This is a genomic window from Helicobacter pylori (assembly GCF_021062735.1).
Lineage (GTDB): Bacteria > Campylobacterota > Campylobacteria > Campylobacterales > Helicobacteraceae > Helicobacter > Helicobacter pylori_DN.
Genome location: NZ_JAHXLB010000002.1, coordinates 70,811 through 96,912, shown reverse-complemented (window position 1 = coordinate 96,912; position 26,102 = coordinate 70,811). Strand labels below are relative to the sequence as shown.

General features: G+C 38.2%; 29 protein-coding genes. 26 read left to right on the top strand and 3 right to left on the bottom strand.

Annotation, left to right across the window (positions count from 1 at the left end):
• Positions 1-102: 102 nt before the first annotated feature.
• Positions 103-1,092, bottom strand: coding sequence for an endolytic transglycosylase MltG (mltG, locus tag KX581_RS01790; RefSeq protein ID WP_231175413.1), 990 nt, complete (start codon positions 1,090-1,092; stop codon positions 103-105).
• Between mltG and KX581_RS01785 the strand changes: the two genes are divergently transcribed.
• The 20 genes from KX581_RS01785 to KX581_RS01690 all read left to right on the top strand — a co-directional run bounded on the left by KX581_RS01785 (position 1,010) and on the right by KX581_RS01690 (position 19,949).
• Positions 1,010-3,943 (top strand): DUF3971 domain-containing protein, encoded by a 2,934-nt coding sequence (locus KX581_RS01785; protein WP_231175412.1) that lies wholly within the window; start codon positions 1,010-1,012, stop codon positions 3,941-3,943. The genes mltG and KX581_RS01785 overlap by 83 nt on opposite strands.
• Before the next feature lies 1 nt (position 3,944).
• Positions 3,945-4,175, top strand: coding sequence for a FeoA family protein (locus KX581_RS01780; protein WP_000174147.1), 231 nt, complete (start codon positions 3,945-3,947; stop codon positions 4,173-4,175).
• On the top strand, positions 4,172-4,816 hold the full coding sequence (gene nth / locus KX581_RS01775; protein WP_231175411.1) for an endonuclease III: 645 nt from the start codon (positions 4,172-4,174) through the stop codon (positions 4,814-4,816). The genes KX581_RS01780 and nth overlap by 4 nt, the downstream gene beginning before the upstream one ends.
• Before the next feature lie 81 nt (positions 4,817-4,897).
• Entirely contained in the window at positions 4,898-5,269 is a 372-nt protein-coding gene (gene fliN / locus KX581_RS01770; protein ID WP_050843968.1) for a flagellar motor switch protein FliN, read from the top strand.
• Positions 5,266-6,162 carry a hypothetical protein gene (locus KX581_RS01765; protein WP_231175410.1) on the top strand — a complete coding sequence of 299 codons (897 nt, stop codon included), beginning with the start codon at positions 5,266-5,268 and terminating at the stop codon, positions 6,160-6,162. The genes fliN and KX581_RS01765 overlap by 4 nt, the downstream gene beginning before the upstream one ends.
• A complete protein-coding gene (locus KX581_RS01760) occupies positions 6,146-7,117 on the top strand; it encodes an energy transducer TonB (protein ID WP_231175409.1) in 972 nt (323 codons plus the stop codon). The genes KX581_RS01765 and KX581_RS01760 overlap by 17 nt, the downstream gene beginning before the upstream one ends.
• A 3-nt stretch (positions 7,118-7,120) precedes the next feature.
• Positions 7,121-8,140 carry a dihydroorotase gene (pyrC, locus tag KX581_RS01755; RefSeq protein ID WP_231175408.1) on the top strand — a complete coding sequence of 340 codons (1,020 nt, stop codon included), beginning with the start codon at positions 7,121-7,123 and terminating at the stop codon, positions 8,138-8,140.
• Positions 8,116-9,234 (top strand): 3-deoxy-d-manno-octulosonic acid hydrolase subunit 2, encoded by a 1,119-nt coding sequence (locus KX581_RS01750; RefSeq protein ID WP_231175407.1) that lies wholly within the window; start codon positions 8,116-8,118, stop codon positions 9,232-9,234. The genes pyrC and KX581_RS01750 overlap by 25 nt, the downstream gene beginning before the upstream one ends.
• A gap of 6 nt (positions 9,235-9,240) precedes the next feature.
• Positions 9,241-9,795 (top strand): 3-deoxy-d-manno-octulosonic acid hydrolase subunit 1, encoded by a 555-nt coding sequence (locus KX581_RS01745; protein WP_231175406.1) that lies wholly within the window; start codon positions 9,241-9,243, stop codon positions 9,793-9,795.
• Positions 9,796-9,800: 5 nt separating this feature from the next.
• Positions 9,801-11,828 carry an LTA synthase family protein gene (locus tag KX581_RS01740; protein WP_231175405.1) on the top strand — a complete coding sequence of 676 codons (2,028 nt, stop codon included), beginning with the start codon at positions 9,801-9,803 and terminating at the stop codon, positions 11,826-11,828.
• A gap of 78 nt (positions 11,829-11,906) precedes the next feature.
• Complete coding sequence (gene folD / locus KX581_RS01735) at positions 11,907-12,779, top strand: bifunctional methylenetetrahydrofolate dehydrogenase/methenyltetrahydrofolate cyclohydrolase FolD (protein WP_231175458.1); 873 nt, start codon at positions 11,907-11,909, stop codon at positions 12,777-12,779.
• Entirely contained in the window at positions 12,779-13,651 is an 873-nt protein-coding gene (gene lepB / locus KX581_RS01730) for a signal peptidase I (RefSeq protein WP_231175404.1), read from the top strand. Before folD ends, lepB begins: the two co-directional genes overlap by 1 nt.
• An 8-nt stretch (positions 13,652-13,659) precedes the next feature.
• Positions 13,660-14,358: a site-2 protease family protein gene (locus KX581_RS01725; protein ID WP_231175403.1), complete on the top strand. Its 699-nt coding sequence runs from the start codon at positions 13,660-13,662 to the stop codon at positions 14,356-14,358.
• A gap of 20 nt (positions 14,359-14,378) precedes the next feature.
• Positions 14,379-14,834: a ribose 5-phosphate isomerase B gene (gene rpiB, locus KX581_RS01720; protein WP_231175402.1), complete on the top strand. Its 456-nt coding sequence runs from the start codon at positions 14,379-14,381 to the stop codon at positions 14,832-14,834.
• 50 nt (positions 14,835-14,884) lie between these two features.
• On the top strand, positions 14,885-15,217 hold the full coding sequence (locus tag KX581_RS01715) for a hypothetical protein (RefSeq protein WP_000495089.1): 333 nt from the start codon (positions 14,885-14,887) through the stop codon (positions 15,215-15,217).
• A 57-nt stretch (positions 15,218-15,274) separates the two neighbouring features.
• Positions 15,275-15,814, top strand: a complete 540-nt coding sequence (gene apt, locus KX581_RS01710; protein ID WP_001006106.1) for an adenine phosphoribosyltransferase — start codon at positions 15,275-15,277, stop codon at positions 15,812-15,814.
• A 14-nt stretch (positions 15,815-15,828) separates the two neighbouring features.
• Positions 15,829-16,407 (top strand): DedA family protein, encoded by a 579-nt coding sequence (locus tag KX581_RS01705; RefSeq protein WP_000393402.1) that lies wholly within the window; start codon positions 15,829-15,831, stop codon positions 16,405-16,407.
• 47 nt (positions 16,408-16,454) lie between these two features.
• Positions 16,455-17,945, top strand: a complete 1,491-nt coding sequence (locus KX581_RS01700) for a leucyl aminopeptidase (RefSeq protein ID WP_231175401.1) — start codon at positions 16,455-16,457, stop codon at positions 17,943-17,945.
• A 1-nt stretch (position 17,946) separates the two neighbouring features.
• Positions 17,947-19,047, top strand: coding sequence for a redox-regulated ATPase YchF (ychF, locus tag KX581_RS01695; protein WP_000524599.1), 1,101 nt, complete (start codon positions 17,947-17,949; stop codon positions 19,045-19,047).
• Positions 19,048-19,076: 29 nt separating this feature from the next.
• On the top strand, positions 19,077-19,949 hold the full coding sequence (locus KX581_RS01690; RefSeq protein WP_231175400.1) for a radical SAM/SPASM domain-containing protein: 873 nt from the start codon (positions 19,077-19,079) through the stop codon (positions 19,947-19,949).
• A 143-nt stretch (positions 19,950-20,092) separates the two neighbouring features.
• Here KX581_RS01690 and KX581_RS01685 read toward each other — a convergent pair whose 3' ends face one another.
• Positions 20,093-21,139: an AI-2E family transporter gene (locus KX581_RS01685; protein ID WP_231175399.1), complete on the bottom strand. Its 1,047-nt coding sequence runs from the start codon at positions 21,137-21,139 to the stop codon at positions 20,093-20,095.
• Between the two features lie 115 nt (positions 21,140-21,254).
• Here KX581_RS01685 and dapF point away from each other — a divergent pair, with 115 nt between their 5' ends.
• Both dapF and KX581_RS01675 read left to right on the top strand, forming a co-directional pair.
• Positions 21,255-22,076 carry a diaminopimelate epimerase gene (gene dapF / locus KX581_RS01680; protein WP_231175398.1) on the top strand — a complete coding sequence of 274 codons (822 nt, stop codon included), beginning with the start codon at positions 21,255-21,257 and terminating at the stop codon, positions 22,074-22,076.
• Positions 22,077-22,166: 90 nt separating this feature from the next.
• The gene (locus KX581_RS01675) at positions 22,167-22,814 is read left to right on the top strand and encodes a YkgB family protein (protein ID WP_231175397.1); all 648 of its coding nucleotides are present in this window, start codon (positions 22,167-22,169) and stop codon (positions 22,812-22,814) included.
• Between the two features lie 22 nt (positions 22,815-22,836).
• On the opposite strand, the gene KX581_RS01670 is transcribed toward KX581_RS01675, so the two are convergent.
• Positions 22,837-23,082 (bottom strand): ribbon-helix-helix domain-containing protein, encoded by a 246-nt coding sequence (locus KX581_RS01670; protein WP_000418865.1) that lies wholly within the window; start codon positions 23,080-23,082, stop codon positions 22,837-22,839.
• Between the two features lie 172 nt (positions 23,083-23,254).
• On the opposite strand from KX581_RS01670, the gene KX581_RS01665 reads away from it, so the two are divergent.
• The 4 genes from KX581_RS01665 (at position 23,255) to acpP (ending at position 26,065) form a co-directional block, all read left to right on the top strand.
• Complete coding sequence (locus KX581_RS01665) at positions 23,255-24,505, top strand: hypothetical protein (RefSeq protein ID WP_050824174.1); 1,251 nt, start codon at positions 23,255-23,257, stop codon at positions 24,503-24,505.
• Between the two features lie 100 nt (positions 24,506-24,605).
• Positions 24,606-24,818, top strand: a complete 213-nt coding sequence (gene rpsU, locus KX581_RS01660; RefSeq protein WP_001117778.1) for a 30S ribosomal protein S21 — start codon at positions 24,606-24,608, stop codon at positions 24,816-24,818.
• Between the two features lie 36 nt (positions 24,819-24,854).
• Positions 24,855-25,598, top strand: a complete 744-nt coding sequence (gene fabG / locus KX581_RS01655) for a 3-oxoacyl-ACP reductase FabG (protein ID WP_120872009.1) — start codon at positions 24,855-24,857, stop codon at positions 25,596-25,598.
• A 230-nt stretch (positions 25,599-25,828) separates the two neighbouring features.
• Positions 25,829-26,065: an acyl carrier protein gene (acpP, locus tag KX581_RS01650; protein ID WP_120872007.1), complete on the top strand. Its 237-nt coding sequence runs from the start codon at positions 25,829-25,831 to the stop codon at positions 26,063-26,065.
• The last annotated feature ends 37 nt before the right edge of the window (positions 26,066-26,102 follow it).

Below are 26,102 nucleotides of genomic sequence, written 5' to 3'. Positions count from 1 at the left end.
AAATCTAAAATGCTTTAATAGTAAGAACTTAAAATTAAAATGAGAAAATACTAAACACTTTTTACTCAATTTAAAAGAAAAAACGCCCCATTAACCTTAATTTTAAAAATGATTATTAGAAAGATTAATGTTTTTTAAATGCTCCTTATAAGTCGCGCTGAAAGCATGTTTTTTATCCGGCATTTTCACAAAATACAAGAAATCCGTTTTTTTAGGGAAAACCACGGCTCTAATCGCTTCTAGGCTCACGCTCCCTACAGGATTTTTAGGCAAGCCCTTAAATTTATAGGTATTGTAGGGGGTGTTATCGGTTTTAATGCGCTCTTTGGTCACTTTAGCGTGTGAAAATTCCTGATAATTCAAAGCCCCATCCATTTGCAAAGGCATGCCTTTTTTCAAGCGGTTAAAAATCACGCTCGCAATCAAGGGCATTTCTTCAGTACTAGCGGCTTCTTTTTGCACAATGGAAGCGAGAATGATTTTTTCAAACCACTCTTCTTTATGGTAGTATCCAAGCCATTGTTTGCTTAAAGCTTCGTGTTTTTTCATGGATTGACTGATTAAAGTTTGCATGATTTTAAAAGCGTCCTCTCCTAAGGGTAAATGATAAGTGTCTGGCCATATCACCCCATCTTCTATCACAGCGCCATTCAATCGTGGAGCGATGCTTTCATAAGCCTGATTGAGATCGCTTGTTTCTAGTTGGTAAGTCTCGCTCAAAATTTGCGTGAAAAAATAGCGGGTTTCTCCAGGGATTAAAGTCGCGCTTTTTTGTGCCGCTTTTGCTTTGATCAAACGGACTAAAAAATCCCCCTTCCTTAAAGCCCCATCGCCCATGTCAATGTAGCCTTTTTTAGGCATGCCCATTAAGCGTAAAAAAAGCAAATCTAAAGCGTTCATATCCACGCCCTGATCTTTTAAAGAAAAAAACACTTTTTTGAGCGAACCTTGCGGGACAACCACCACTTTGTTAGGATAAATTGGTATACTTAAATAAAAAAGAATACTGATGAATAAAAGAAAACATGTATCCAAGAAAGTATTTAATGTCATTATCTTATTTGTGGCAGTATTCACTCTTTTAGTTGTCATTCACAAAACCCTTTCAAACGGCATTCACATACAAAATTTAAAAATTGGAAAGCTTGGCATTTCTGAATTATACTTAAAACTTAACAACAAGCTTTCTTTAGAAATTGAACGCATTGATCTCTCTTCTTTATTCCATCAAAAACCCACTAAAAAGCGTTTAGAAGTTTCTGATCTGATTAAAAATATCCGTTATGGCATTTGGGCGGTGTCTTATTTTGAAAAACTTAAAGTCAAAGAAATTATTTTAGACGATAAAAACAAAGCCAATATCTTTTTTGATGGGAATAAATATGAGTTAGAATTCCCGGGAGTCAAAGGGGAATTTTCCCTAGAAGACGATAAAAACATCAAGCTTAAAATCATCAATTTGCTTTTTAAAGACATTAAAGTCCAAGTAGATGGCAACGCCCACTATTCACCTAAAGCTAGGAAAATGGCGTTCAATTTGATTGTCAAGCCTTTAATTGAACCCAGCGCTGCAATTTATTTGCAAGGGCTAACCGATTTAAAAACCATAGAATTAAAAATTAACACTTCTGTAATGAAAAGCCTAGCGTTTTTAAAGCCTCTTTTCCAACGCCAATCGCAAAAAAATTTAAAAACATGGATTTTTGACAAGATCCAATTTGCTAGCTTTAAGATTGATAACGCTTTAATCAAAGCTAATTTCACTCCCAGCGAGTTTATCCCATCGCTTTTGGAAAATTCTGTAGCCAAAGCCACTTTGATTAAACCTTCAGTCGTTTTTAATGATGGCTTATCGCCCATTAAAATGGATAAAACCGAATTAGTTTTCAAAAACAAACAGCTCCTCATACAGCCCCAAAAAATCACTTATGAAACCATGGAATTAACCGGCTCTTACGCCACTTTTTCCAATTTGTTAGAAGCCCCCAAGTTGGAGATTTTTTTAAAAACGACCCCTAATTATTATGGCGATAGCATTAAGGATTTATTGAGCGCTTATAAAGTCGTTTTACCTTTGGATAAAATCAGCATGCCATCTAGTGCGGATTTGAAACTCACCTTACAATTCTTGAAAAACACCGCCCCCTTATTTAGCGTTCAAGGCAGCGTTAATTTGCAAGAAGGCACTCTCTCGCTCTATAATATCCCCCTTTATACGCAAAACGCTAATATAAGCTTAGATATTGCCCAAGAATACCAATACATTTACATAGAAACTACCCACACCCGCTATGAAAACATGCTGGATTTAGACGCTAAAATCGCTTTAGATTTGAATAAAAAAACCCTTTCTTTAGATTCTTTAGTCCATAAAATACGATTCAACACTAACAATAATATCAACATGCGTTCTTATGGCTTGAATAACGACCCAGATAACCCACAACCTACTAAATTTTCTTTAGATTTAAAAAGCTTGCATTCTATTATTCAAGAGGGTGAAAACTCAGAGGTGTTTAGAAGAAAAATCATAGACACCATTAAAGCCCAAAGTGAAGACAAATTCACTAAAGATGTTTTCTACGCTACAGGAGACACTCTTAAAAACCTTTCTTTGAATTTTGATTTTTCTAACCCCAACCACATGCAATGGAGCGTGCCACAACTTTTATTAGAGGGCGAATTTAAAGATAACGCCTATGTTTTTAGAATCAAAGATTTGAAAAAAATCAAGCCCTATTCCCCTATTATGAAATATTTCGCCTTAGAAGATGGCTCTTTAGAAGTTTCTACGAGCGATTTTATCAATATTGATTTTTTTGCTAATGATTTGAAAATCACTTTACCCATCTATCATAGCAACGGCAAGCAGTTTAATTCCCTCTCTTTATTTGGCTCTATTAATAAAGATGAAATTTCTGTCTATACTCCAAGCAAAAGCATATCTATAAAAGTTAAGGGGGATCAAAAGGATATTACCCTTAATAACATTGATTTGAGTATTGATGATTTTTTAGATAGTAAGATGCCAGCGATTGCGGGATTATTCTCCAAAGAACGAAAAGAAAAGCCTAGCTCTAAAGAAATCCAAGATGAAGATATTTTCATTAGCGCCAAACAACGCTATGAAAAAGCCCACAAAATTATCCCTATCTCTACACGCATCCATGCTAAAGATGTCGTGTTAATCTATAAAAAAATGCCTTTTCCTTTAGAAAATCTTGATATTGTCGCTCAAGATGACAGAGTGAAAATTGATGGCAATTATAAAAACGCCATGATCATGGCGGATTTAGTGCATGGGGCTTTGTATCTTAAGGCTCATAATTTTAGCGGGGATTATATCAACACCATTCTCCAAAAAGATTTCGTAGAAGGGGGCTTATTCACGCTTATTGGAGCTCTTGAAGATCAGGTTTTCAATGGCGAATTGAAATTCCAAAACACAAGCTTAAAGAATTTCGCTCTCATGCAAAACATGATCAATCTCATCAACACCATTCCCTCTCTCATTGTCTTTAGGAACCCTCATTTAGGGGCTAATGGCTATCAAATCAAAAAGGGATCTGTTGTTTTTGGGATCACTAAAGAATATTTAGGGTTAGAAAAAATTGATCTTATCGGCAAAACGCTTGATATTGCTGGCAATGGGATCATTGAATTAGACAAAAACAAATTAGATTTGAATTTAGAAGTTTCCACTATCAAGGCTTTGAGTAACGTCTTAAATAAAATCCCTATTGTGGGCTATCTCGTTTTAGGAAAAGGAGGTAAAATCACCACTAATGTGAATGTCAAAGGCACGCTAGATAAACCTAAAACTCAAGTCACTTTAGCATCAGATATTATCCAAGCACCTTTTAAAATCTTGCGCCGTATTTTCACACCTATTGACATCATCGTAGATGAAGTCAAAAAAAACATTGATTCAAAAAGGAAGTAAAATGACGCTCAATGAAGCCATTAAAGACAAAGTTTATGAAATCGTAGAAATCGCTAACTGCGATGAAACCCTTAAAAAACGCTTTCTCTCTTTTGGTATCCATGAAGGGGTTCAATGCACTCTTTTGCATTATTCCATGAAAAAGGCCACGCTTTCGGTTAAAATCAACCGCATTCAAGTGGCTTTAAGATCCCATGAAGCGCAATACCTTGTCATCAAAGAAAGCGTGTGAAAATGGGTTTAAAACACGCTAAAGCCCAACAAATCAAAGAATTGCTCTTAAAACATTACCCCAACCAAACCACCGAATTGCACCATAAAAACCCCTATGAATTGCTGGTGGCTACCATTTTAAGCGCTCAATGCACGGACGCTAGAGTGAATCAAATAACGCCCAAGTTATTTGAAAAATACCCAAGCGTGAACGATTTAGCTCTCGCTTCTTTAGAAGAGGTTAAAGAGATCATTAAATCCGTTTCGTATTTCAACAACAAAAGCAAGCATTTAATCAGTATGGCTCAAAAAGTGGTTAGGGATTTTAAGGGCGTTATCCCCTCTACGCAAAAAGAATTGATGAGTCTAGATGGCGTGGGGCAAAAAACCGCTAATGTGGTGCTTTCAGTGTGCTTTGATGCAAACTATATAGCGGTAGATACCCATGTGTTCCGCGCAACACACCGCTTAGGCTTAAGCAACGCTAAAACGCCCATTAAGACCGAAGAAGAACTCAGCGATCTGTTTAAAGACAACCTATCCAAACTCCACCATGCCTTAATCTTGTTTGGCCGCTACACCTGCAAGGCTAAAAACCCCTTATGCGGTGCGTGTTTTTTAAAAGAATTTTGCGTTTCTAAGGCTAGCTTTAAAGCGTAGTGGCTTTATTTATTATAAAATTTATAGTAAAATTAAGATTTTATAATCAAAGTCAAATCATTCTTGAAAGAGTAGAGTTTTATGTCAGAAACAGAAGCTAATAAATTGAAAATAGCCGAAAAAGAGAAAGAAAAAGCTAGCAAGGAAAGAGAACTAGAGCTTTCCACTTATTTAGAAGAACTCATCTGCGATTATAAAAATCTTTTAGACATGGAGATTGTTTTTAGCGCAGAACTTGGCTCTACGCAAATCCCTTTGTTGCAAATTTTGCGTTTTGAAAAAGGCTCTGTGATTGATTTGCAAAAACCCGCCGGAGAAAGCGTGGATACTTTTGTGAACGGGCGGGTTATCGGTAAGGGTGAGGTGATGGTTTTTGAAAGGAATTTAGCCATTCGTTTGAATGAAATCCTAGATTCTAACGCCATTGTGTATTATCTCGCTAAAAATTCATGAGATTGTTGTTCTTGTTACTGAGTGCTACTTTGATGTTACTGGCTGAAGAAACCACCTCTTTGAACGCTAAAACGCCCACTGATGACGCCCCCATTAAATTGGTGCATTGGCAAAATGCATTAAAAGAAGTCCAACCTGATTCAAACGCTCTAACAACCCCACCTATAAAGGCCGTGCAAACCACGCTCACTTTTGAAACGCCTTTTAACAAAACGCCTAAAATCATGGAGGTTGAAGGGCAAAAAGTGATCGTTTTAAAAAACGCTAAACTGGATTCTAAAAAAATGATGGATTTTAAAGAAGCCTCTTTAAATGCCTTAGAAATGTTTTCCTACCAAAATGACATCTACCTCTTGTCTAAAAAAGCTAAAGCGGAATTAGAAATCCAAGCCTCAAACAGCAAGGACAAAAAGCAACTCCGCTTTCTTTTTTTACCTAAAGGTTTTCATTTAGCCCCACCGCCTAGCCTGAAAGAACAATCTCAGCATGCCAATCTCGCAAGCCAAGATGGAAAAGAGCGAGCTAAAAGCCCCTTAAACACTCTAGAGTTAAAACCCCCACTGGATTTAAGCCATGCTTATAAGGCGCTAGCAGTTATTGCTGCCTTACTCTTAATATTGTATATAATCAAAAAAAAAATTGTTCCCACACAAGGGTCTTTTTCTGCAAAAGATTTTAAGTTAGAAATTAGCGTTTTGGGTCGTGTTGGTGCGAACCATAAAATCATTTCAATAGAAACCAATAAAGAGCGTTACTTGGTCTTACTAAGCGATAAATACGGCCTGCTTTTAGACAAAATAAGCCCAAAAACATCTAAAGAAGAACTGATTAAAGAAGCTGAAAATAATATAAAGAATTCAAAATTAGGAAATTTATATGCCGGAAAATTCTAAACTACAACCTGCTAAGTTAGGGAAAAATTTTGACCCTGTGGATCATTCTAACAGGAATTTTTTCTTTTCTCTCATTCTGTCTGTATTGTTGCATTGGTTGATTTATTTTTTATTTGAACACAGAGAAGATTTTTTTCCTTCAAAACCCAAGCTTGTTAAATTAAATCCTGAAAATTTATTGGTTTTAAAAAGAGGCCATTCGCAAGATCCCAGTAAAAACACCCAGGGTGCTCCTAAACCCACGCTGGCTGGCCCCCAAAAACCCCCCACACCACCAACCCCACCCATTCCGCCAACCCCGCCAAAACCTATAGAAAAGCCTAAACCTGAGCCTAAACCTAAGCCAAAACCCAAACCTGAACCCAAAAAGCCCAATCACAAACACAAGGCTCTTAAAAAAGTAGAAAAAGTGGAAGAGAAAAAAGTGGTAGAGGAGAAAAAAGAAGAGAAAAAAATCGTAGAGGAGAAAGTAGAACAAAAAGTAGAGCATAAAAAAGTGGAAGAGAAAAAACCTGTCAAAAAAGAATTTGACCCTAACCAGCTTTCTTTCTTGCCTAAAGAAGTTGCACCACCCAGACAAGAAAATAATAAAGGCTTGGACAACCAAACCAGAAGGGATATTGATGAATTGTATGGCGAAGAATTTGGGGATTTAGGCACAGCCGAAAAAGATTTCATCAGGAATAATTTAAGAGATATTGGGCGCATCACGCAAAAATATTTAGAATACCCTCAAGTAGCGGCTTATTTAGGGCAAGACGGGACGAATGCGGTAGAATTTTACTTGCACCCTAATGGCGATATTAGCGATCTTAAAATCATCATTGGCTCTGAATACAAAATGCTTGATGACAACACCTTAAAGACCATTCAGATCGCTTATAAGGATTACCCACGCCCCAAAACTAAAACCCTCATTCGCATCAGAGTGCGCTATTACTTAGGAGGCAATTAAAAAATGGAAATCACGCTTTTTGACCCCATAGACGCCCACTTGCATGTGCGAGAAAACGCGCTTTTAAAAGCGATATTAAGATACTCTAGCGAGCCTTTTAGCGCGGCGGTGATCATGCCTAATCTCAGTAAGCCCTTGATTGACACTCCAACCACCCTTGAATACGAAGAAGAAATTTTAAACCATTCTTCAAACTTCAAGCCTTTAATGAGTTTGTATTTTAATGACGACTTGACTTTAGAAGAACTGCAACGCGCCAAAGAAAAAGGCATCAGGTTTTTAAAGCTCTACCCCAAAGGCATGACCACAAACGCGCAAAACGGCACTTCGGATTTGTTGGGTGAAAAAACTTTAGAAATTTTAGAAAACGCCCAAAAATTAGGCTTTATTTTATGCGTCCATGCAGAACAGGCTGGGTTTTGTTTGGATAAAGAATTTTTATGCCATAGCGTTTTAGAGACTTTCGCCCTTTCATTCCCTAAACTCAAAATCATTATAGAGCATTTGAGCGACTGGCGCAGTATCGCTTTAATTGAAAAGCATGACAATCTCTATGCGACTTTAACTTTACACCATATCAGCATGACTTTAGATGATTTATTAGGGGGGAGTTTGAACCCGCATTGTTTTTGCAAACCCTTAATCAAAACCAAAAAAGACCAAGAAAGGCTTTTATCCCTTGCTTTAAAAGCCCACCCTAAAATCTCTTTTGGCTCTGATAGCGCCCCGCATTTTGTCTCTAAAAAGCATAGCGCTAACATCCCGGCGGGCATCTTTTCTGCCCCTATTTTGTTGCCTGCGTTGTGTGAACTTTTTGAAAAACACAACGCTTTAGAAAACTTGCAAGTCTTTATCAGCGATAACGCTAAAAAAATCTACACGCTAGACAATCTACCCAGTAAAAAAGCGCGTTTGTCTAAAAAACCCTTTATGATCCCTACACACACGCTTTGCTTGAATGAAAAAATTGCTATCTTAAGAGGGGGCGAAACGCTATCTTGGAACCTTCAAGAAATCGCCTAAAGCATGCCGCCTTTTTTGTGGGGCTTTTTATCGTTTCATTTTTAATTATAATGAAGCGCCAAACCCCCCCCTATGCTTTCACGCATAATCAAACCCTTTCAACTGAAAACCCCCCCTATTTCACTCAATTCACTATCCCTAAACCAAATGACGCTTTAAGCGTGCATGCGAGCGCTTTAATCAGCTTGCCTAACGATAACCTCTTGAGCGCTTATTTTAGCGGCACTAAAGAAGGGGCAAGGGATGTGAAAATCAGCGCGAATCTTTTTGATAGCAAGACTAATCGCTGGAGCGAAGCCTTCACTATTTTAACCAAAGAAGAGCTTTCTTTTTATTCGCATGAATATATCAAAAAACTAGGTAACCCCTTGCTTTTTTTGCATGACGATAAGATTTTGTTGTTTGTCGTAGGGGTGAGCATGGGCGGGTGGGCCACTTCTAAAATCTATCAACTTGAAAGCGCTTTAGAGCCGATTCGTTTTAAGTTTGCGCGAAAACTCTCCTTAAGCCCTTTTTTAAACTTAAGCCATTTGATAAAAAATAAGCCTTTAAGCACCACTGATGGCGGGTTTATGCTACCACTCTATCACGAATTAGCCACCCAATACCCCTTGTTGTTGAAATTTGACAAACACAATAACCCACGAGAGCTTTTAAGGCCTAATACCCTAAACCACCAGCTCCAGCCAAGCCTAACCCCCTTTAAAGATTGCGCCATCATGGCGTTTAGAAACTATTCTTTTAAAGATAATCTCATGCTAGAAACCTGTAAAACCCCCACCGCTTGGCAAAAACCCATGCTTACGAATTTGAAAAACTTGAATGACGCTTTGAATTTGATCAATTTAAACAAAGAATTGTATTTGATCCACAACTCTAGCGATTTATCTTTGCGCCGTAAAGAACTCTGGCTTTCTAAATTAGAAAACTCAAACTCTTTTAAAACCTTAAAGATTTTAGATAAAGCGGATGAAGTGAGTTACCCAAGCTATAGTCTTAATCCTCATTTTATAGATATTGTCTATACTTACAACCGCTCTCATATCAAACACATCCGTTTTAATATGGCTTATTTAAAATCCCTTCTCAAGTGATTAACGATGCTTATATCTTCTTCTTACACGCTGAGTTTTATGTGGCTTTTTTTAATTTTCTTTTTTTTCAAAAATAAGGCGTTAAGTTTGAGGTTTTCGCTCTCTTTTGTAAGCGTGATTTTAAGCAATATCGCTTTGAAAGGCTCTCTATCGCTCAATGCATTTTTAAGCAGTTTTACAGCCCCCTTAAGCCCCTTTAGCTGTCTTTTGATCCTTGCTTATGCGCTCTTTTCTTGCCGCCTCCTCCAAAAGCCCCCTTTAGAAACCTTGCAATCTTATAGCGTCATGCTGTTTTTCAATCTGTTGCTTTTGACAGATATTTTAGGGTTCTTGCCTTTTTCAATCTATCATCATTTCATGGCTTCTCTTATTTTTAGCGCGCTTTTTTGCGGCAGTTTGTTTTTGAGTAGCCCCTTATTAGGTGTGATCGCTTTAGTAGCGTTATCCAGTTCGCTTTTGATGCGTTCTAATTTTCAAATCTTAGATTCTTTATTGGATTTCCCCTTGCTTCTTTTTGTCTTTTTTAAGACTTTATATCTTGTTAAAAAAAGGTTGTATTAACGCTCATGAAATCCCTATCTTATGCCCTTTTTTCGCTCTTTTTAAAAGGTTTTTACTTCACCTTTTTTATGAGCTTGTTGTTTGTGTTTAATCGTATCGGCTTTATCCTTTATACTGGCTATTATAAGCATGCTTTAAAAAACCCTATTTTTGATGAAATCATCAAAACCCTATTCAATGGAGCAAGATACGATAATCGTGTGGTTTCAAGCCTAGCGATTCTTTTTATCATCATCGGGTTATTGGGGTTATTTGCCCCTAAACACCAAATTAAAATGCTTAATATCACGGCGTATTTTTCTATCGCTATTATCCTGTTTTTAAATATTGCAAACATTGTTTATTATGGCATTTATGGGAATGTGTTTGATGAAAATTTATTGGAATTTTTGCATGAAGACACGCTCACGATTTTAAAAATGAGTGGGGAATACCCTATTTTTTCTAGTTTTTCACTCTTTGTGATCCTTAGCGTTTTAATCTCTTTCATCTATTTCAAACTCCAAAACGCCCTTTTTAAACCCAATGTTTATCAAACCACCAAACCCCTTAAAACTTTCATTTTATTTGCGCTTTTTTCACTCACGCAAATGTTTTACATTAACGCGCAATTGAGCTTTGTTGGCGCGTCTTTAGACCTCAGCATAGAGCCAGCCAAAGATCCTTTTTTAATGAAAATCACCCCCGGGGCGTTTCGCAACCTTTATCTTTTGGCGCGCAATTACAGACAAAGCCATAACCTTAAATTCAGCGATTTTGCTAAAGAAACGCCTTTAGAAGTGGCGAAAAATTATTTCCATCTTAAAGAAAACCCTTCAAACAACCTCTATGAGTTGCTTTCTCAAACAAGCCACAACGATTCTCTTCAAACCATTCAACATGTTTTCTATATCGTTTCAGAGTCCCTGAGTTCATGGCATTTTGATAAAAAATTTGATTCCATAGGGCTAACGAGCGCTTTACAAGACTTGGTTAAAAAAGAACATGCCCACATGCTTTCTGCTTTTATTGAAAGTGCCCCACGGACCGTTAAAAGCCTGGATGTCCAGATCACAGGCTTACCCTACATCAATGATAATAACTTAGTCAATTCAGGGGTGATCCTCCCTAGCTTTCCTATGGCGATTGGCAATATCACAAAAACTTTAGGTTATAAAAACAACTTTTATTATGGGGGTAGCGGGATTTGGAACAAACTCACTAGTTTCACCAAAAAACAAGGTTTTCACGCCCTTTATTTTAACAATCACCTCTTAGAATTTGTTAAAAATAAGCCCTACCCTAAGCCCATAGAAAGCAACTGGGGAGTGCATGATAATATTTTATTTGACTATATTTTAGAAAACACCAACCCCAATGAAAAAACTTTCAGCATGGTCATGACTTTAAGCAACCACGCGATCAAAAACGTGAATCTCAAAGCCTTTGGCGTGCCTTTAGAAAAAATCCAACAATTTGTGGAAAAAACCCCCAAATCAGAAAATCTACCGGACGCTAATTCTTTAGGGCATATTTACTGGTATGACAAAGTAATAGTCAATTTCATCAAAAAAGCCAGCCAAAAATTCCCTAACTCGCTTTTTATCATCACAGGAGATCACTTTGACAGGAGCTATGAATACGCTAAAAACGATTTATATACCATTAAATCCGTGCCGCTTATTTTATATGCCCCTACTTTAAAGCCTAAAAAAATCAGTCAGGTCGGATCGCATTTAGACATCGCCCCTACGATTATTGAATTAGTCGCTCCTAAAGGTTTTCAATTCGTGAGTTTCGGGAAGCCTTTATTTTCTAACAATACAACAAACCCTCCAAGCCACCCCAATTACGCGCTAGGTTATGAAGCGATCGCTACCAAAGATTATTTTTATAACCCGAGTTTGGGGTTAAGGTATTTGAATGAAAACCCTAAAGAGCCAGAGGATAAACAAAACGACAAAATAGAAGCTTCTAAGTTTTATCAGCAATTAGAATCTTTGAAAGCCCTTAGTTATTACTTGCTCTATCATGGGGTTAATCTTAAAGATTGACAAACTGGGTTTTTATTCCATTAAACGCATGATTTTTGCTACAATAATAGGATTTTAATGGATAAAGGACAAATAAGCATGCCAAATAGGGGCGTTGTTTTATTAGACGGGCAAGCGCTAGCTTATCATATAGAAAAAGATTTGAAAAATAAAATCCAAATAATAACCGCGCAAACGCATAAACGCCCCAAACTAGCCGTGATTTTAGTGGGGAAAGATCCCGCCAGTATCACTTATGTCAATATGAAGATCAAAGCATGCCAAAGGGTGGGCATGGATTTTGACTTAAAAACTCTCCAAGAAAATATCACTGAAGCCGAATTGTTGTCCTTGATTAAAGATTATAATACCGATCAAAGCATTTCAGGCGTTTTAGTCCAGCTCCCTTTGCCCAGACACATTGACACTAAAATGGTTTTAGAAGCCATTGACCCCAGTAAAGATGTGGATGGTTTCCACCCCCTTAATATCGGCAAGCTCTGCACTCAAAAAGAATCGTTTCTGCCAGCTACCCCTATGGGCGTGATGCGTCTTTTAAAGCATTATCATATTGAAATCAAGGGCAAGGATGTGGCGATTATTGGAGCAAGCAATATCATTGGCAAACCTTTAAGCATGCTCATGCTAAACGCCGGGGCTAGCGTGAGCGTGTGCCATATTTTGACTAAAGACATTAGTTTTTACACCCAAAACGCTGATATTGTCTGCGTGGGCGTGGGTAAGCCTGATTTGATTAAAGCGAGCATGTTAAAAAAAGGGGCTGTAGTGGTGGATATTGGGATCAATCATTTGAATGATGGGCGTATCGTGGGCGATGTGGATTTTACCAACGCGCAAAAAGTCGCCGGTTTTATCACTCCTGTGCCTAAAGGCGTAGGGCCTATGACGATCGTCTCGCTTTTAGAAAACACTCTAATCGCTTTTGAAAAACAACAAAGGAAGGGATTTTAATGAAATTTTTACGCTCTGTTTATGCTTTTTGCTCCAGTTGGGTAGGGACGATTGTTATTGTGCTGTTGGTTATCTTTTTTATCGCGCAAGCCTTCATCATTCCCTCTCGCTCTATGGTTGGCACGCTCTATGAGGGCGATATGCTCTTTGTCAAAAAGTTTTCTTACGGCATCCCCATTCCCAAAATCCCATGGATTGAGCTTCCTGTTATGCCTGATTTTAAAAATAACGGGCATTTGATAGAGGGGGATCGCCCTAAGCGCGGCGAAGTGGTGGTGTTTATCCCTCCCCATGAAAAAAAATCTTACTATGTCAAAAGGAATTTTGCCATTGGGGGCGATGAGGTGTTATTCACTAATGAGGGGTTTTATTTGCACCCTTTTGAGAGCGACACGGACAAAACTTACATCGCTAAACATTACCCAGATGCTATGACTAAAGAATTTATGGGTAAAATTTTTGTTTTAAACCCTTATAAAAATAAGCATCCGGGTATTAATTACCAAAAAGACAATGAAACCTTCCATTTAATGGAGCAGTTAGCCACTCAAGGTGCAGAAGCTAATATCAGCATGCAACTCATTCAAATGGAGGGCGAAAAGGTGTTTTATAAGAAAATCAATGACGATGAATTTTTCATGATCGGCGATAACAGAGACAATTCTAGCGACTCGCGCTTTTGGGGGAGTGTGGCTTATAAAAACATCGTGGGTTCGCCTTGGTTTGTTTATTTCAGTTTGAGTTTAAAAAATAGCCTGGAAATGGATGCAGAAAATAACCCTAAAAAACGCTATCTGGTGCGTTGGGAACGCATGTTTAAAAGCGTTGAAGGCTTAGAAAAAATCATTAAAAAAGAAAACGCAACGCATTAAGGTTTTTTGTGCAATTTTTTGATTCCTCTTTAGAAAGTTTTATTACCACCTTAATGAAGATTTTAGCCCTTTTGATCGCTATCATAGGGCATGAGATCATGCATGGCTTGAGCGCGTTTTTATTTGGGGATAGGAGCGCCAAAGACGCTAGGCGTTTGAGTTTAAACCCTATCAGGCATTTAGACATGATGGGTTCGGTGCTTTTACCGGCTTTATTACTCATTTTTCAAGCCCCCTTTTTGTTTGGGTGGGCCAAACCCGTGCCGGTGGATATGCGCTATATTGTCTCTCAAAAAGGCTCTTTGGCATGCGTAGTGGTGAGTTTAGCCGGGGTGGCTTATAATTTCACCTTGGCCGTTCTGCTCGCTTCCATCACGCATTTGAGCTTCCAACAACTAGGGATCAACGCTTTAAATATCAATGAATTGAATCTTTATCAGCTCGCTTTAGTAACCTTTCTCATTCAAGGCATTCTCTATAATCTTGTCTTGGGCGTTTTCAACAGCCTCCCTATCCCGCCTTTAGACGGCTCCAAAGCGTTAGGCTTTTTAGCGTTGCATTTTAAAAGTTCGTTTCTATTGGAATGGTTTTCTAAAATGGAACGCTACGGCTTTTTGGTAGTGTTTATCTTTTTGTTTATCCCCCCTTTATCGGAGTTTTTTATCCATGCGCCCACAAGATTTTTATTTTCCTTACTCCTTTCTTAATCTTTTATCAAGGAGAGTTTATGAATAAGCCCTTAAAGCCTTCTCAAGTTTTTATAGGGAGCGATCATGCAGGGTTGCATCTTGCAGAGTTTGTCCAACATTTTTTAGAAGACAAACATTTTAAGATCCAAGCTTTTTTACCCACTATGAGAGTGGATTACCCCGATTACGCTAAATTAGTGTGCCAAAAGGTCCTAGAAAACCCGCAAAGTTATGGTGTTTTGGTGTGCGCTACAGGGATAGGCATGAGCATGGGCGCTAATCGTTTTAAGGGTATTAGAGCCGCTTTGTGCCTTGATGCTTACATGGCCAAAATGACTCGCTTGCACAATAACGCTAATGTCTTGTGCTTGGGCGAAAAGATTAGCGGTATTGGCGTAACAGAAAGCATTTTAGAAGCGTTTTTCTCTACAGAATTTGAACAGGGCCGCCATGTGTTGCGCATCCAAAAGCTAGATGAATCGCTGAAATCATAAACCTAATGTAGTATAATTGCATCGTTTCGCTAAAAGGATATTTTAATAGAATGTTTACCCAATGGTTTATCATCACTATCGCTATTGTTTTTATCCTTTATATGGGTGTGCGCACTTTCTTTTTTAAAACCGTGGCTAAACGGCAAGAACGCACCAACGCGTCCATGAAACTCACCTTACAAGAAGCTGAAATTTTGATCCAAAAACACCAATTGCAACTCCAAAGAGCTTTGGGTAATATTGATATTCTTACCCAAGAAATGAGCTCGTTAAAAACAGAATTAAAAGCCCTTAAACAACGAAACTCTGAATACAAAGGCGAATCGGATAAATATAAAAATCGCATTAAAGAATTGGAGCAAAAAATAGAAGCTCTCCTTTAAAAACGCTATAATAAACCAAAATTCTACAACCAATCCGTTATATTAAAGGAAATCAAAATGAATGAAACGCTCAAAGAAGAACTTTTACAAAGCATCAGAGAAGTGAAAGACTACCCTAAAAAAGGGATTTTATTCAAAGATATTACCACGCTACTCAACTACCCTAAACTCTTTAACAAACTCATTGACGCGCTCAAAAAACGCTATCTCGCTCTCAATATAGACTTTATCGTGGGCATTGAAGCTAGGGGGTTTATTTTAGGCTCTGCTCTCGCTTATGCGCTTGGGGTGGGTTTTGTGCCTGTGAGAAAAAAGGGCAAGCTCCCTGCACACACCCTGTCTCAAAGCTATAGTTTAGAATACGGGAGCGATAGCATAGAAATCCACTCTGACGCTTTTAGGGGAATTAAGGGGGTAAGGGTGGTGTTAATTGATGACTTATTAGCCACTGGTGGCACAGCTTTAGCGAGCCTTGAGCTTATCAAAGCCCTACAAGCCGAATGCATAGAAGCATGCTTTTTGATAGGGTTAAAAGAATTACCGGGTATCCAACTTTTAGAAGAGCGCGTGAAAACCTTTTGTTTGTTAGAGTGCTAGAATAAGGGTGAATTTTGGAAGAATACATCATTGACTTATGGAATCAGCATGCAGCGACTTGGGGATATCTCATTTTATTTGGGTGGAGCATTTTAGAAGGCGAAATTGGGTTGATTTTAGCAGGGATTGCCAGCTATACCGGTCATATGCATTTAGGGTTAGCGATTTTAGTCGCAGGGATTGGGGGTTTTGTGGGGGATCAGATCTATTTTTACATCGGCCGCACCAATAAAGCTTACATCCAAAAAAAGCTAGAAAAACAACGCCGAAAACTAGCCCTAGCCCATTTATTGTTGCAAAAACACGGCTGGTTTATCATTTTTATCCAACGCTACATGTATGGCATGCGCACCATCATTCCCATTAGCATAGGCCTCACGCGCTATAGCGCTTTAAAATTCGCTATCATCAATCTCATTAGCGCGATGGTGTGGGCGAGCATTACCATTATTCTAGCGTGGTATTTGGGAGAAGAGTTATTGCATGCGTTAGAGTGGCTTAAAAAACACCCTTATGCGCTAATATTACTATTAGTATCTTTCTTGGCGTTAGTGCTATGGTATTTCCAATACTATAGTAAGAAAAACCGCTAGAGTGCAATACAATTCTTGAAAGATATGAAATTAAAAAAGGAGACTTTATGTTAACAATCAAATTAGAAAAAACCACTTTTGAAAACGCAAAAGCTGAATGCGGTTTAGTTTTTATTATCAATAAGGATTTTAGCCACGCTTGGGTCAAAAATAAAGAATTGCTAGAAACCTTTAAATACGAAGGCGAAGGCGTATTTTTAGACCAAGAAAATAAAATCTTGTATGCGGGCGTTAAAGAAGACGATGTGCATTTATTAAGAGAGAGTGCATGTTTAGCCGTTCGCGCCCTTAAAAAACTCGCTTTTAAAAGCGTTAAAGTGGGGGTCTATACTTGCGGAGTGCATTCTAAAGATAACGCGCTTTTAGAAAACTTAAAAGCGTTGTTTTTGGGCTTGAAATTAGGCTTGTATGAATACGACACTTTTAAATCCAACAAAAAAGAAAGCGTTTTAGAAGAAGCGGTTGTCGCTTTAGAATTGCACAAACCTTGCGAAAAAACTTGCGCGAATTCTTTAGAAAAGAGCGCTAAAGAGGCTTTAAAATACGCTGAAATCATGACAGAAAGCTTGAATATCGTTAGGGATCTAGTCAATACCCCCCCTATGATTGCCACCCCGGTTTATATGGCTGAAGTGGCGCAAAAAGTGGCTAAAGAAAACCATTTAGAAATCCATGTCCATGATGAAAAATTTTTAGAAGAAAAGAAAATGAACGCCTTTTTAGCGGTCAATAAAGCCTCTCTTGCTATCAATCCTCCTCGCTTGATCCATTTAGTCTATAAGCCCAAAAAAGCGAAGAAAAAAATCGCTTTAGTGGGTAAGGGCTTGACTTATGATTGCGGAGGTTTGAGCTTGAAACCAGCCGATTACATGGTTACCATGAAAGCGGATAAAGGCGGTGGCTCTGCGGTGATTGGGCTTTTAAACGCGTTAGCCAAACTAGGCGTGGAAGCTGAAGTGCATGGCATTATTGGGGCCACAGAAAACATGATAGGCCCAGCCGCTTATAAACCAGATGATATTTTAATCTCCAAAGAAGGCAAGAGCATAGAGGTCCGTAATACCGACGCTGAGGGGCGTTTGGTTTTAGCGGATTGTTTGAGCTACGCTCAAGACTTGAACCCTGATGTGATCGTGGATTTTGCGACTCTTACTGGGGCATGCGTTGTGGGCTTAGGCGAATTCACTTCAGCGATCATGGGACATAATGAAGAGTTAAAAAACCTCTTTGAAACTTCAGGGTTAGAATCCGGCGAATTATTAGCCAAACTCCCCTTTAACCGCCATTTAAAGAAATTGATTGAATCTAAAATCGCTGATGTGTGCAATATTTCTTCTTCACGCTATGGCGGTGCGATCACAGCGGGCTTGTTTTTAAATGAATTTATTAGAGATGAATTTAAAGACAAATGGCTACACATTGACATTGCAGGCCCTGCTTATGTGGAAAAAGAATGGGATGTGAATAGCTTTGGAGCGAGTGGGGCCGGCGTGAGAGCATGCACAGCTTTTGTGGAAGAGCTTTTGAAAAAGGCTTGAAATGGGCTTGTCTGTAGGCATTGTGGGTTTGCCTAATGTGGGCAAATCCAGCACCTTTAACGCGCTCACTAAAACCCAAAACGCTCAAAGTGCGAACTACCCTTTTTGCACCATTGAACCCAATAAAGCCATCGTGAATGTGCCTGATAGGCGGCTTGATGCGTTGGCTCAAATCGTAAAGCCTGAACGCATTTTGCATTCTGTGGTGGAATTTGTGGATATTGCCGGATTGATTAAGGGAGCGAGCAAGGGGGAGGGTTTAGGCAATCAATTTTTAGCCAATATCAAGGAATGCGAAGTGATCTTGCAAGTGGTGCGCTGTTTTGAAGATGACAATATCACGCATGTGAACGATAAAATTGACCCTTTGAATGATATAGAGATTATTGAATTGGAGCTGATTTTAGCGGATATTGCCACTTTAGACAAAAGGATCGATCGCTTGCAAAAAGCCTTAAAAAGCTCAAAAGACGCTAAAAATCTTTTAGAATGCGCTTTGAGTTTAAAAACGCATTTAGAAGAATTAAAGCCGGCGAAAACTTTTCCCTTGAATACAAGCGAGGCTTTTTTAGAATTGGACAAGGAATTGCGTTTTTTATCTCATAAAAAAATGATCTATGCCGCTAATGTGGGCGAAGAAGATTTAAACGCTCTCAATGAGCATGCCAAAAAAGTCAAAAACCATGCGAAAGCCCAAAATAGCGAGTTTGTCGCCTTGTGCGCTAAATTGGAAGAAGAAATGGTTTCTATGAGTGGAGATGAAGTCAAAGAATTTTTACAAAGTTTGGGCGTAGAAGAAAGCGGTCTAGAAAAAACCATTCGTTTGAGTTTTAAGGAATTAGGCTTGATCAATTATTTTACCGCTGGAGTCAAGGAAGTGCGATCATGGACGATTAAAAAAGGCTCTAGTGCACCTGTGGCTGCTGGGGTGATCCATAAGGATTTTGAAAAAGGCTTTATCAGAGCTGAAACCATCAGCTATGATGATTTTATCGCTTATAAGGGCGAAGCCGGAGCGAAAGAAAAGGGAGCGTTACGCATTGAAGGTAAGGATTATATCGTTCAAGATGGCGATGTGTTGCATTTTCGCTTCAATGTCTAGTCTGTCTTATTACTAATTTCTCATAAGAATTGACACCCAACAAGAAACTTTTTAAAAAAATCTATATAGAATTAAGCGATATTTGCGGGTTGCAATGCAGTTTTTGCTCTAACCCCAAAAATATCAGAGGCGTGATGTCTCTAGAATTATTTGAAAAAGTTTGTAAAGAAGTGGCCCCCTTAACCCAAATGATCACCTTGCATGTTTTAGGCGATCCTTGCAAACTCAAAAATTTAAACCACTATTTAAGCGCCGCTAGACGCTTTTCTTTGAAAGTGGATTTGGTTACTAGCGGGGTGTATTTGCACGATTTTGAAACACTCCTACAAGATGTAATCTATCAAATTTCTATTTCTTTAGACGCAGGGCTAGACCATCATAACAAACTCAACCAGCACCGCTATATCCAAAAAATTTTAGAATTTTGCCGCTATAAATTTGAAAAAAATAGCGAAGTGTTTTTGAATTTACGCATTCAAGACAGCACCCTTGACAAACACCAGAATTTGATCAAGCCTTTTTTAGAAAGCTTTGAATGCGTTTCTTTAGAGGGTTTAAAAACGCAAGGCCGCGCCCATTTGTTTAAAAAAAGTTTTTTGAATATCCAAAAAACCTTTAAATGGCCGAGTTTGAACGCCCCAAATCCTTTAAACCAGAAATCAAAAATCCCCTATTGTTATGGGCTTATTAAACAAGTCGCTATTTTATCTAATGGCGTTGTCGTGCCGTGCTGCATGGACACGCAAGCTAATATCAACCTTGGCGATTTAAACCATATGCCCCTAAAAGATATTTTAAACAGCCAAAAAGCTATGGCTATCAAAACCCATTTTTTAAAGGGCGAAGCGTTAGAACTCTTATGCAAAAACTGCTCCTACCCTTTGATCCGCTATAAAAAATAAAATTTGTATCTATTAAGATATGGGTTTAAATTTGCGTTCGCATTGAATGAGGTGTTTGAAAATTCTTCATAAGAATGGTTATTTCTATAACTCACTCTTATATATCATTTTTAAAAATTTCGTTGTGAGCCATAGGGCTTATATCATTTGCATGCTTTTTGATCGTTTTGGATAAAGTAATTTTCATACAATCGCAGTAACGCAATAAAAAACGCCGTGATAGTAGGCCCCACAATGATCCCCCAAAAACCAAATTGTGAAATCCCAGCAATCATAGAAAAGAAAATCAACATTTCATTGATTTTAAGGGTGGTTTTAAAAATTCTTTTTTTGATGAAGACGATTAAAATTGGCTTGATCACGCTATCAATCAACACGCTAATCAATAAAATGGAATACAAAGCGATAAAAATAGCCTCATTCACATTCCCATGATAAAGCTCATAAATCGCTATAGGGATCCAAATCAAAGCCCCTCCAACAGCCGGCACCAAAGACGCCAGGCCGTATAAAATCCCTAAAGACCAGCCGTCATGCCCAAACCATACGATCATCAACCCAAACGCCACGCCCTCTAAAATAACCGTGATGAGGGAAGTTAAAAGCACGATGCGTAAAATCCCAGCCACTTCTTCAAAAATCTTTTTGCTTTGATGGATTCCAAGAGGCAAGACCCCTAAAAAATAACGATAAAATCTCTCCCCATAGTAAAAAAAGAAAAACAACAGCCCCAAGATAAACAAGGCGTCTGTAATGAGTTTCAAGCTGTATCTCCCCACATAGCTGCTTATTTTCAACAAATAGCCCGTGATTGAAGCGGCGCTAAAATTTTCTAAAAACTTGCTCGCTCCATCATGAATGGTAGGAAAATGCGATAAATTTTCAGTGATTGTCCCTTTAAGCCATTTGATTAGAGCTGAAAATTTTTCAAAATTGATTTCAAAAATGATATTAGAACTTTTATAAACAATAAAATACAACGGCACGATCAAAACGCTCGCTAAAAACAAAACGCATAAAAACGAACTAACAACATTGAAAAAGCGCTTATCTAAAAAAACTTTCACTTGAAAAAACCCCACGCACAAAAGCCCAGCAATCAGCGCATCCATTAAAAAATCTTGATACAGATAGATCATCCAATAAAAACCAATCAAAAAAAGAATCCAAAAGAAATACTGAGCTTTCATAAAATTATCCCCATCAAACTGAACCAAAAATTATCAAATGTTAGCTAAAAAACGCTCTTTTAAGGATAAAAAACCTCTTTTAACTTATAATTAAAATCAAAAAGGCTTATCATAGATGGTGTTTTACAAATATTCAGGGAGCGGGAATGATTTTTTAATCACGCAAAGTTTCAAAAAAAAAGATTTTTCAAATTTAGCCAAGCAGGTGTGCCATAGGCATGAGGGTTTTGGGGCTGATGGGCTTGTGGTCGTCTTACCGAGTAAAGATTATGACTACGAATGGGATTTTTACAATTCAGACGGCTCTAAAGCTGGCATGTGCGGGAATGCGAGCCGTTGCGTGGGGTTATTTGCCTACCAGCATGGTATAGCCCCTAAAGAGCATGTTTTTTTAGCCGGAAAAAGAGAGATTTCTATTTGCATAGAAGAACCCAATATTATAGAGAGCAATCTTGGTAACTACAAAATCCTAGACACCATACCCGCCTTAAGATGCGAAAAATTTTTTTCAAGCGACAGCGTTTTAGAACATATCCCTACTTTCTACCTCATAGATACAGGAGTGCCGCATTTAGTGGGATTTGTAAAAAATAAAGAGAGGTTAAATTCCCTTAACACGCTGGAATTAAGGGCTTTAAGGCATGAGTTTAACGCTAATATTAACATCGCTTTTATAGAGAATAAAGAGACGATTTTTTTACAAACTTATGAAAGAGGGGTTGAAGATTTCACACTGGCTTGCGGGACGGGCATGGCGGCGGTTTTTATCGCTTCGCACATTTTTTATAACATGCCTAAAAAAGCCACTCTCATCCCTAAAAGTAACGAATCTTTAGAGCTTTCTTTAAAAAATGATGGAATTTTTTATAAAGGTGCGGTGCGTTATATTGGCATGAGTGTTTTGGGCATGGGTGTTTTTGATCGTTATTTCTTGTAATGGTAATGATTTTGTTGCAATTAAACATAATGCGCTATCATTTGCGAGCTGTTTTTAGCAATATAAAAAATATCCTAAAGGAATAAAACCATGCAAGCGTTAAAATCATTGCTTGAAGTGATTACAAAACTTCAAAATTTAGGCGGCTATTTGATGCATATAGCTATTTTCATCATTTTTATTTGGATTGGAGGGCTTAAGTTTGTGCCGTATGAAGCCGAAGGGATCGCTCCTTTTGTGGCTAACTCCCCTTTCTTTTCTTTCATGTATCAATTTGAAAAACCTGCATACAAACAACACAAAATGTCTGAATCCCAATCCATGCAAGAAGAAATGCAAGATGACCCTAAAATCGCTGAAAACAAAGAATGGCATAAAGAAAACCGCACTTATTTAGTGGCTGAAGGTTTAGGGATTACGATCATGATCCTAGGCATTTTGGTGCTTTTAGGGCTTTGGATGCCTTTAATGGGCGTGATTGGGGGCTTGCTTGTCGCTGGAATGACGATCACGACTCTATCCTTTTTATTCACAACGCCAGAAGTGTTTGTCAATCAGCATTTCCCATGGCTTTCTGGAGCTGGAAGGCTAGTGGTTAAAGACTTGGCGTTATTTGCTGGAGGCTTGTTTGTGGCAGGGTTTGATGCGAAACGCTATTTAGAGGGGAAAGGGTTTTGCTTGATGGATCGCTCATCAGTAGGGATTAAGACTAAATGCTCTAGCGGGTGTTGCTCTTAAGAGCTGATACCTTAAAGTAGGCTTAAAGCCTACTAGAAGAATCATAATTGATAGAAGAATCTTGGTTAGTGCCTTTTTTGTAAATGATTGTTTTTAAAATGTGGCGTTTGACAAAGGAATTGACGCTTTCTACTTCTTCATCAGCTAATCGTCTTAAGACATCATGCTCGTCTTTAGAGAGATAAAAAGTAACTGAAAAATTGCGTTTCAACTCATCTACAGCGACACGCTTGCGACCGGGTTTTATATTTTTATTTCCTAATTCCATTAAAATTTCCTTTTTTAGTTAGTGTGTAGTAATATCATGACGGCTATTCTAACATGAAATAAACGCCATTTTATATTAAATCTAAAGAAAAATATTTTTAGATGTGCTAGAATACCCATTTGTTACAAGATAAGCTTTTTTATCAAAAATAATGATGACATAGGGATAACAAATGGCAATAAACACCTTTTTAAAACATTCTTTTTTGGTCTGTTTGTTAGCGGTTAATTCTTACGCTTTTGATTGGAATATTTTTAAATACAATCTGGGTTTCAATATGTTTATCATGGACCATGAAGGCTCAACGCCTTATTGGGTCAATACTAACACCAATCTTAAAACCCGTTTGACTCCAAATTTTGGGATCCAATTTTATACAAGAGGTGTGGAGCAAAGCTTGACTGTAGGGGCGTATTTTTTTCAAAATTTCCATAACTACAGCACTAATTTTCCCTACCGTTGGGGGCCTACTATGTATTATAAGGCTAGAGGGAAGCGTTTTACTTTTTATGGAGGGATTTTCCCTAGAAAAAACCTCTTAGGGAGGTATGGTTTGAATATTTTTGCCCCTTATTATTGGTTTATAGATCCAAACGCTAGAGGGTTTTTATTGCAATTTCAAAACCATTATTCGCCTTCAAAACCCTATTATGGGCATGCGGAATTCATGCTAGATTGGTTTGGAGGCAATTGTTACAACACTTGTAAATTCGGGAGAAACCCTTATGGGAACGCGATGGACAGGTTTCAAATGAACGGCTCTGTCGCTTATAATTTCTTTAAGGATTTATTGGGTATTGGAGGGTATTTTGTCTTGTTCCATAATGAAGACAAATACCTTTTGAATGGGGCTGATGGCATGCAGTTTAATGAAAAAAAAGCGATTGACAACAATAATATTTATCTTATGGATCGCCTCTATTTTAACGCTTACATAGGGACAAGCCTTTTAGACATCGCCCCCTTTATGGAAAAGCTCAACGCCAGTTTTGGCATGGTTTCTGAATCAAGCCGATTAAGGCAAATCCACAAAAATGTGCCTTTTATGAACAGCGTGGGCGGGCAATTGGATGTGGAGATTCAATACAAAGGCTTTGGAATACACAATTTATTTTTCTTCGCCAAGACCCCAGAGATGCCTTTTTATAACCAATACCAGTATGTTGAAATGTATTGCACACCTTCGTATTGCCCCACGCCTATTTATCGTGGCGTGCCATTCTTTCAAGCCAACATGTATAACCGTTTTGATTTTTATTACAATTGGAAAAACGACTTCGCATCGGTCCGCATCAACTTCGTGCTTAATGCGATGCGTGGGGGCTTTGATAAGAGCTTGCCTTGGTCAGAATCTTACCAAGTGTATATGACGGTCGCCTTTGATCCTTATAACCTTATTAACAAAATTGCTAGAAAAAAGTGAAAATTCTTGACAACCAGTTAATTCGTCTTATATAATGCTATTTCATTTGTAGCCATTGTTAAGCAATGATTTTAAGCTATGGAAAAGAGGTGATAGCAGTATGCCAGGGATTAAGGTTAGAGAAGGCGATGCGTTTGATGAAGCTTACAGGAGATTCAAAAAGCAAACCGATCGCAATCTGGTGGTAACAGAATGCCGTGCTAGAAGGTTCTTTGAGTCTAAGACTGAAAAACGCAAAAAACAAAAAATCAGCGCTAAAAAGAAAGTCTTAAAGCGTCTTTACATGTTAAGGCGTTATGAGTCAAGACTATAATAAGCTTTGAGAAAAATTTAAAAATTAAGGATAATCATGCAATTCACAGGGAAAAATGTTCTCATTACTGGGGCTTCTAAAGGCATTGGGGCCGAAATCGCCAAAACTCTCGCTTCTATGGGGCTGAAAGTTTGGATCAATTACCGCAGTAATGCTGAAGTGGCTGACGCTTTGAAAAATGAGCTTGAAGAAAAAGGCTATAAAGCGGCTGTCATTAAATTTGACGCGACTTCTGAAAGCGATTTTGTTGAAGCGATACAAACCATTGTCCAAAGCGATGGAAGTTTGTCTTACTTGGTGAATAACGCCGGTGTGGTGCGCGATAAATTAGCGATCAAAATGAAAACAGAAGATTTTCACCATGTCATAGACAATAACCTTACTTCAGCTTTTATAGGTTGCCGAGAGGCTTTAAAGGTGATGAGTAAGAGTCGTTTTGGGAGCGTGGTTAATGTCGCTTCTATCATTGGTGAAAGAGGCAATATGGGGCAGACAAACTACTCAGCGAGTAAGGGGGGGATGATTGCGATGAGCAAGTCCTTTGCTTATGAGGGAGCTTTAAGGAATATTCGTTTCAACTCTGTAACGCCAGGCTTTATAGAAACCGACATGAACGCCAATTTGAAAGACGAACTCAAAGCGGATTATGTTAAAAACATTCCTTTAAGTAGGCTAGGGTCTGCTAAGGAAGTGGCAGAGGCAGTAGCGTTTCTTTTGAGCGATCACTCTAGTTATATCACTGGGGAGACTCTCAAAGTCAATGGCGGGCTTTATATGTAGTCCTAAACAAAGGATTCTTTTAGCGATAAAAGTTTGTAAGTGGCGAAAATCATGCTAACATTATGAGGTTATTCTAAAACAAAGAGGTTATTATCAAATGGGGATTATTTACTTAATATTGTTTCTCATTGTAATTTATTTGTTGTATAGGATTTTAGATGTTTTGGAGCACAAATAAACGCTCCAATGAATGGTTGATTTAATTTTTACAAAACAAGGGAGTTTTAATTATGGCTTTATTTGAAGATATTCAGGCAGTTATTGCTGAGCAGTTGAATGTGGATACGGCACAAGTTACGCCAGAGGCGGAATTTGTGAAGGATTTGGGTGCGGACTCTTTAGATGTCGTGGAATTGATCATGGCGTTAGAAGAAAAGTTTGGCATTGAGATTCCTGATGAGCAAGCGGAAAAAATCGTCAATGTGGGCGATGTGGTGAAGTATATTGAGAATAATAAACTAGCTTAATCTTTTTAACTTGGAGCGTTTGTCTCCAGGTTTTAGT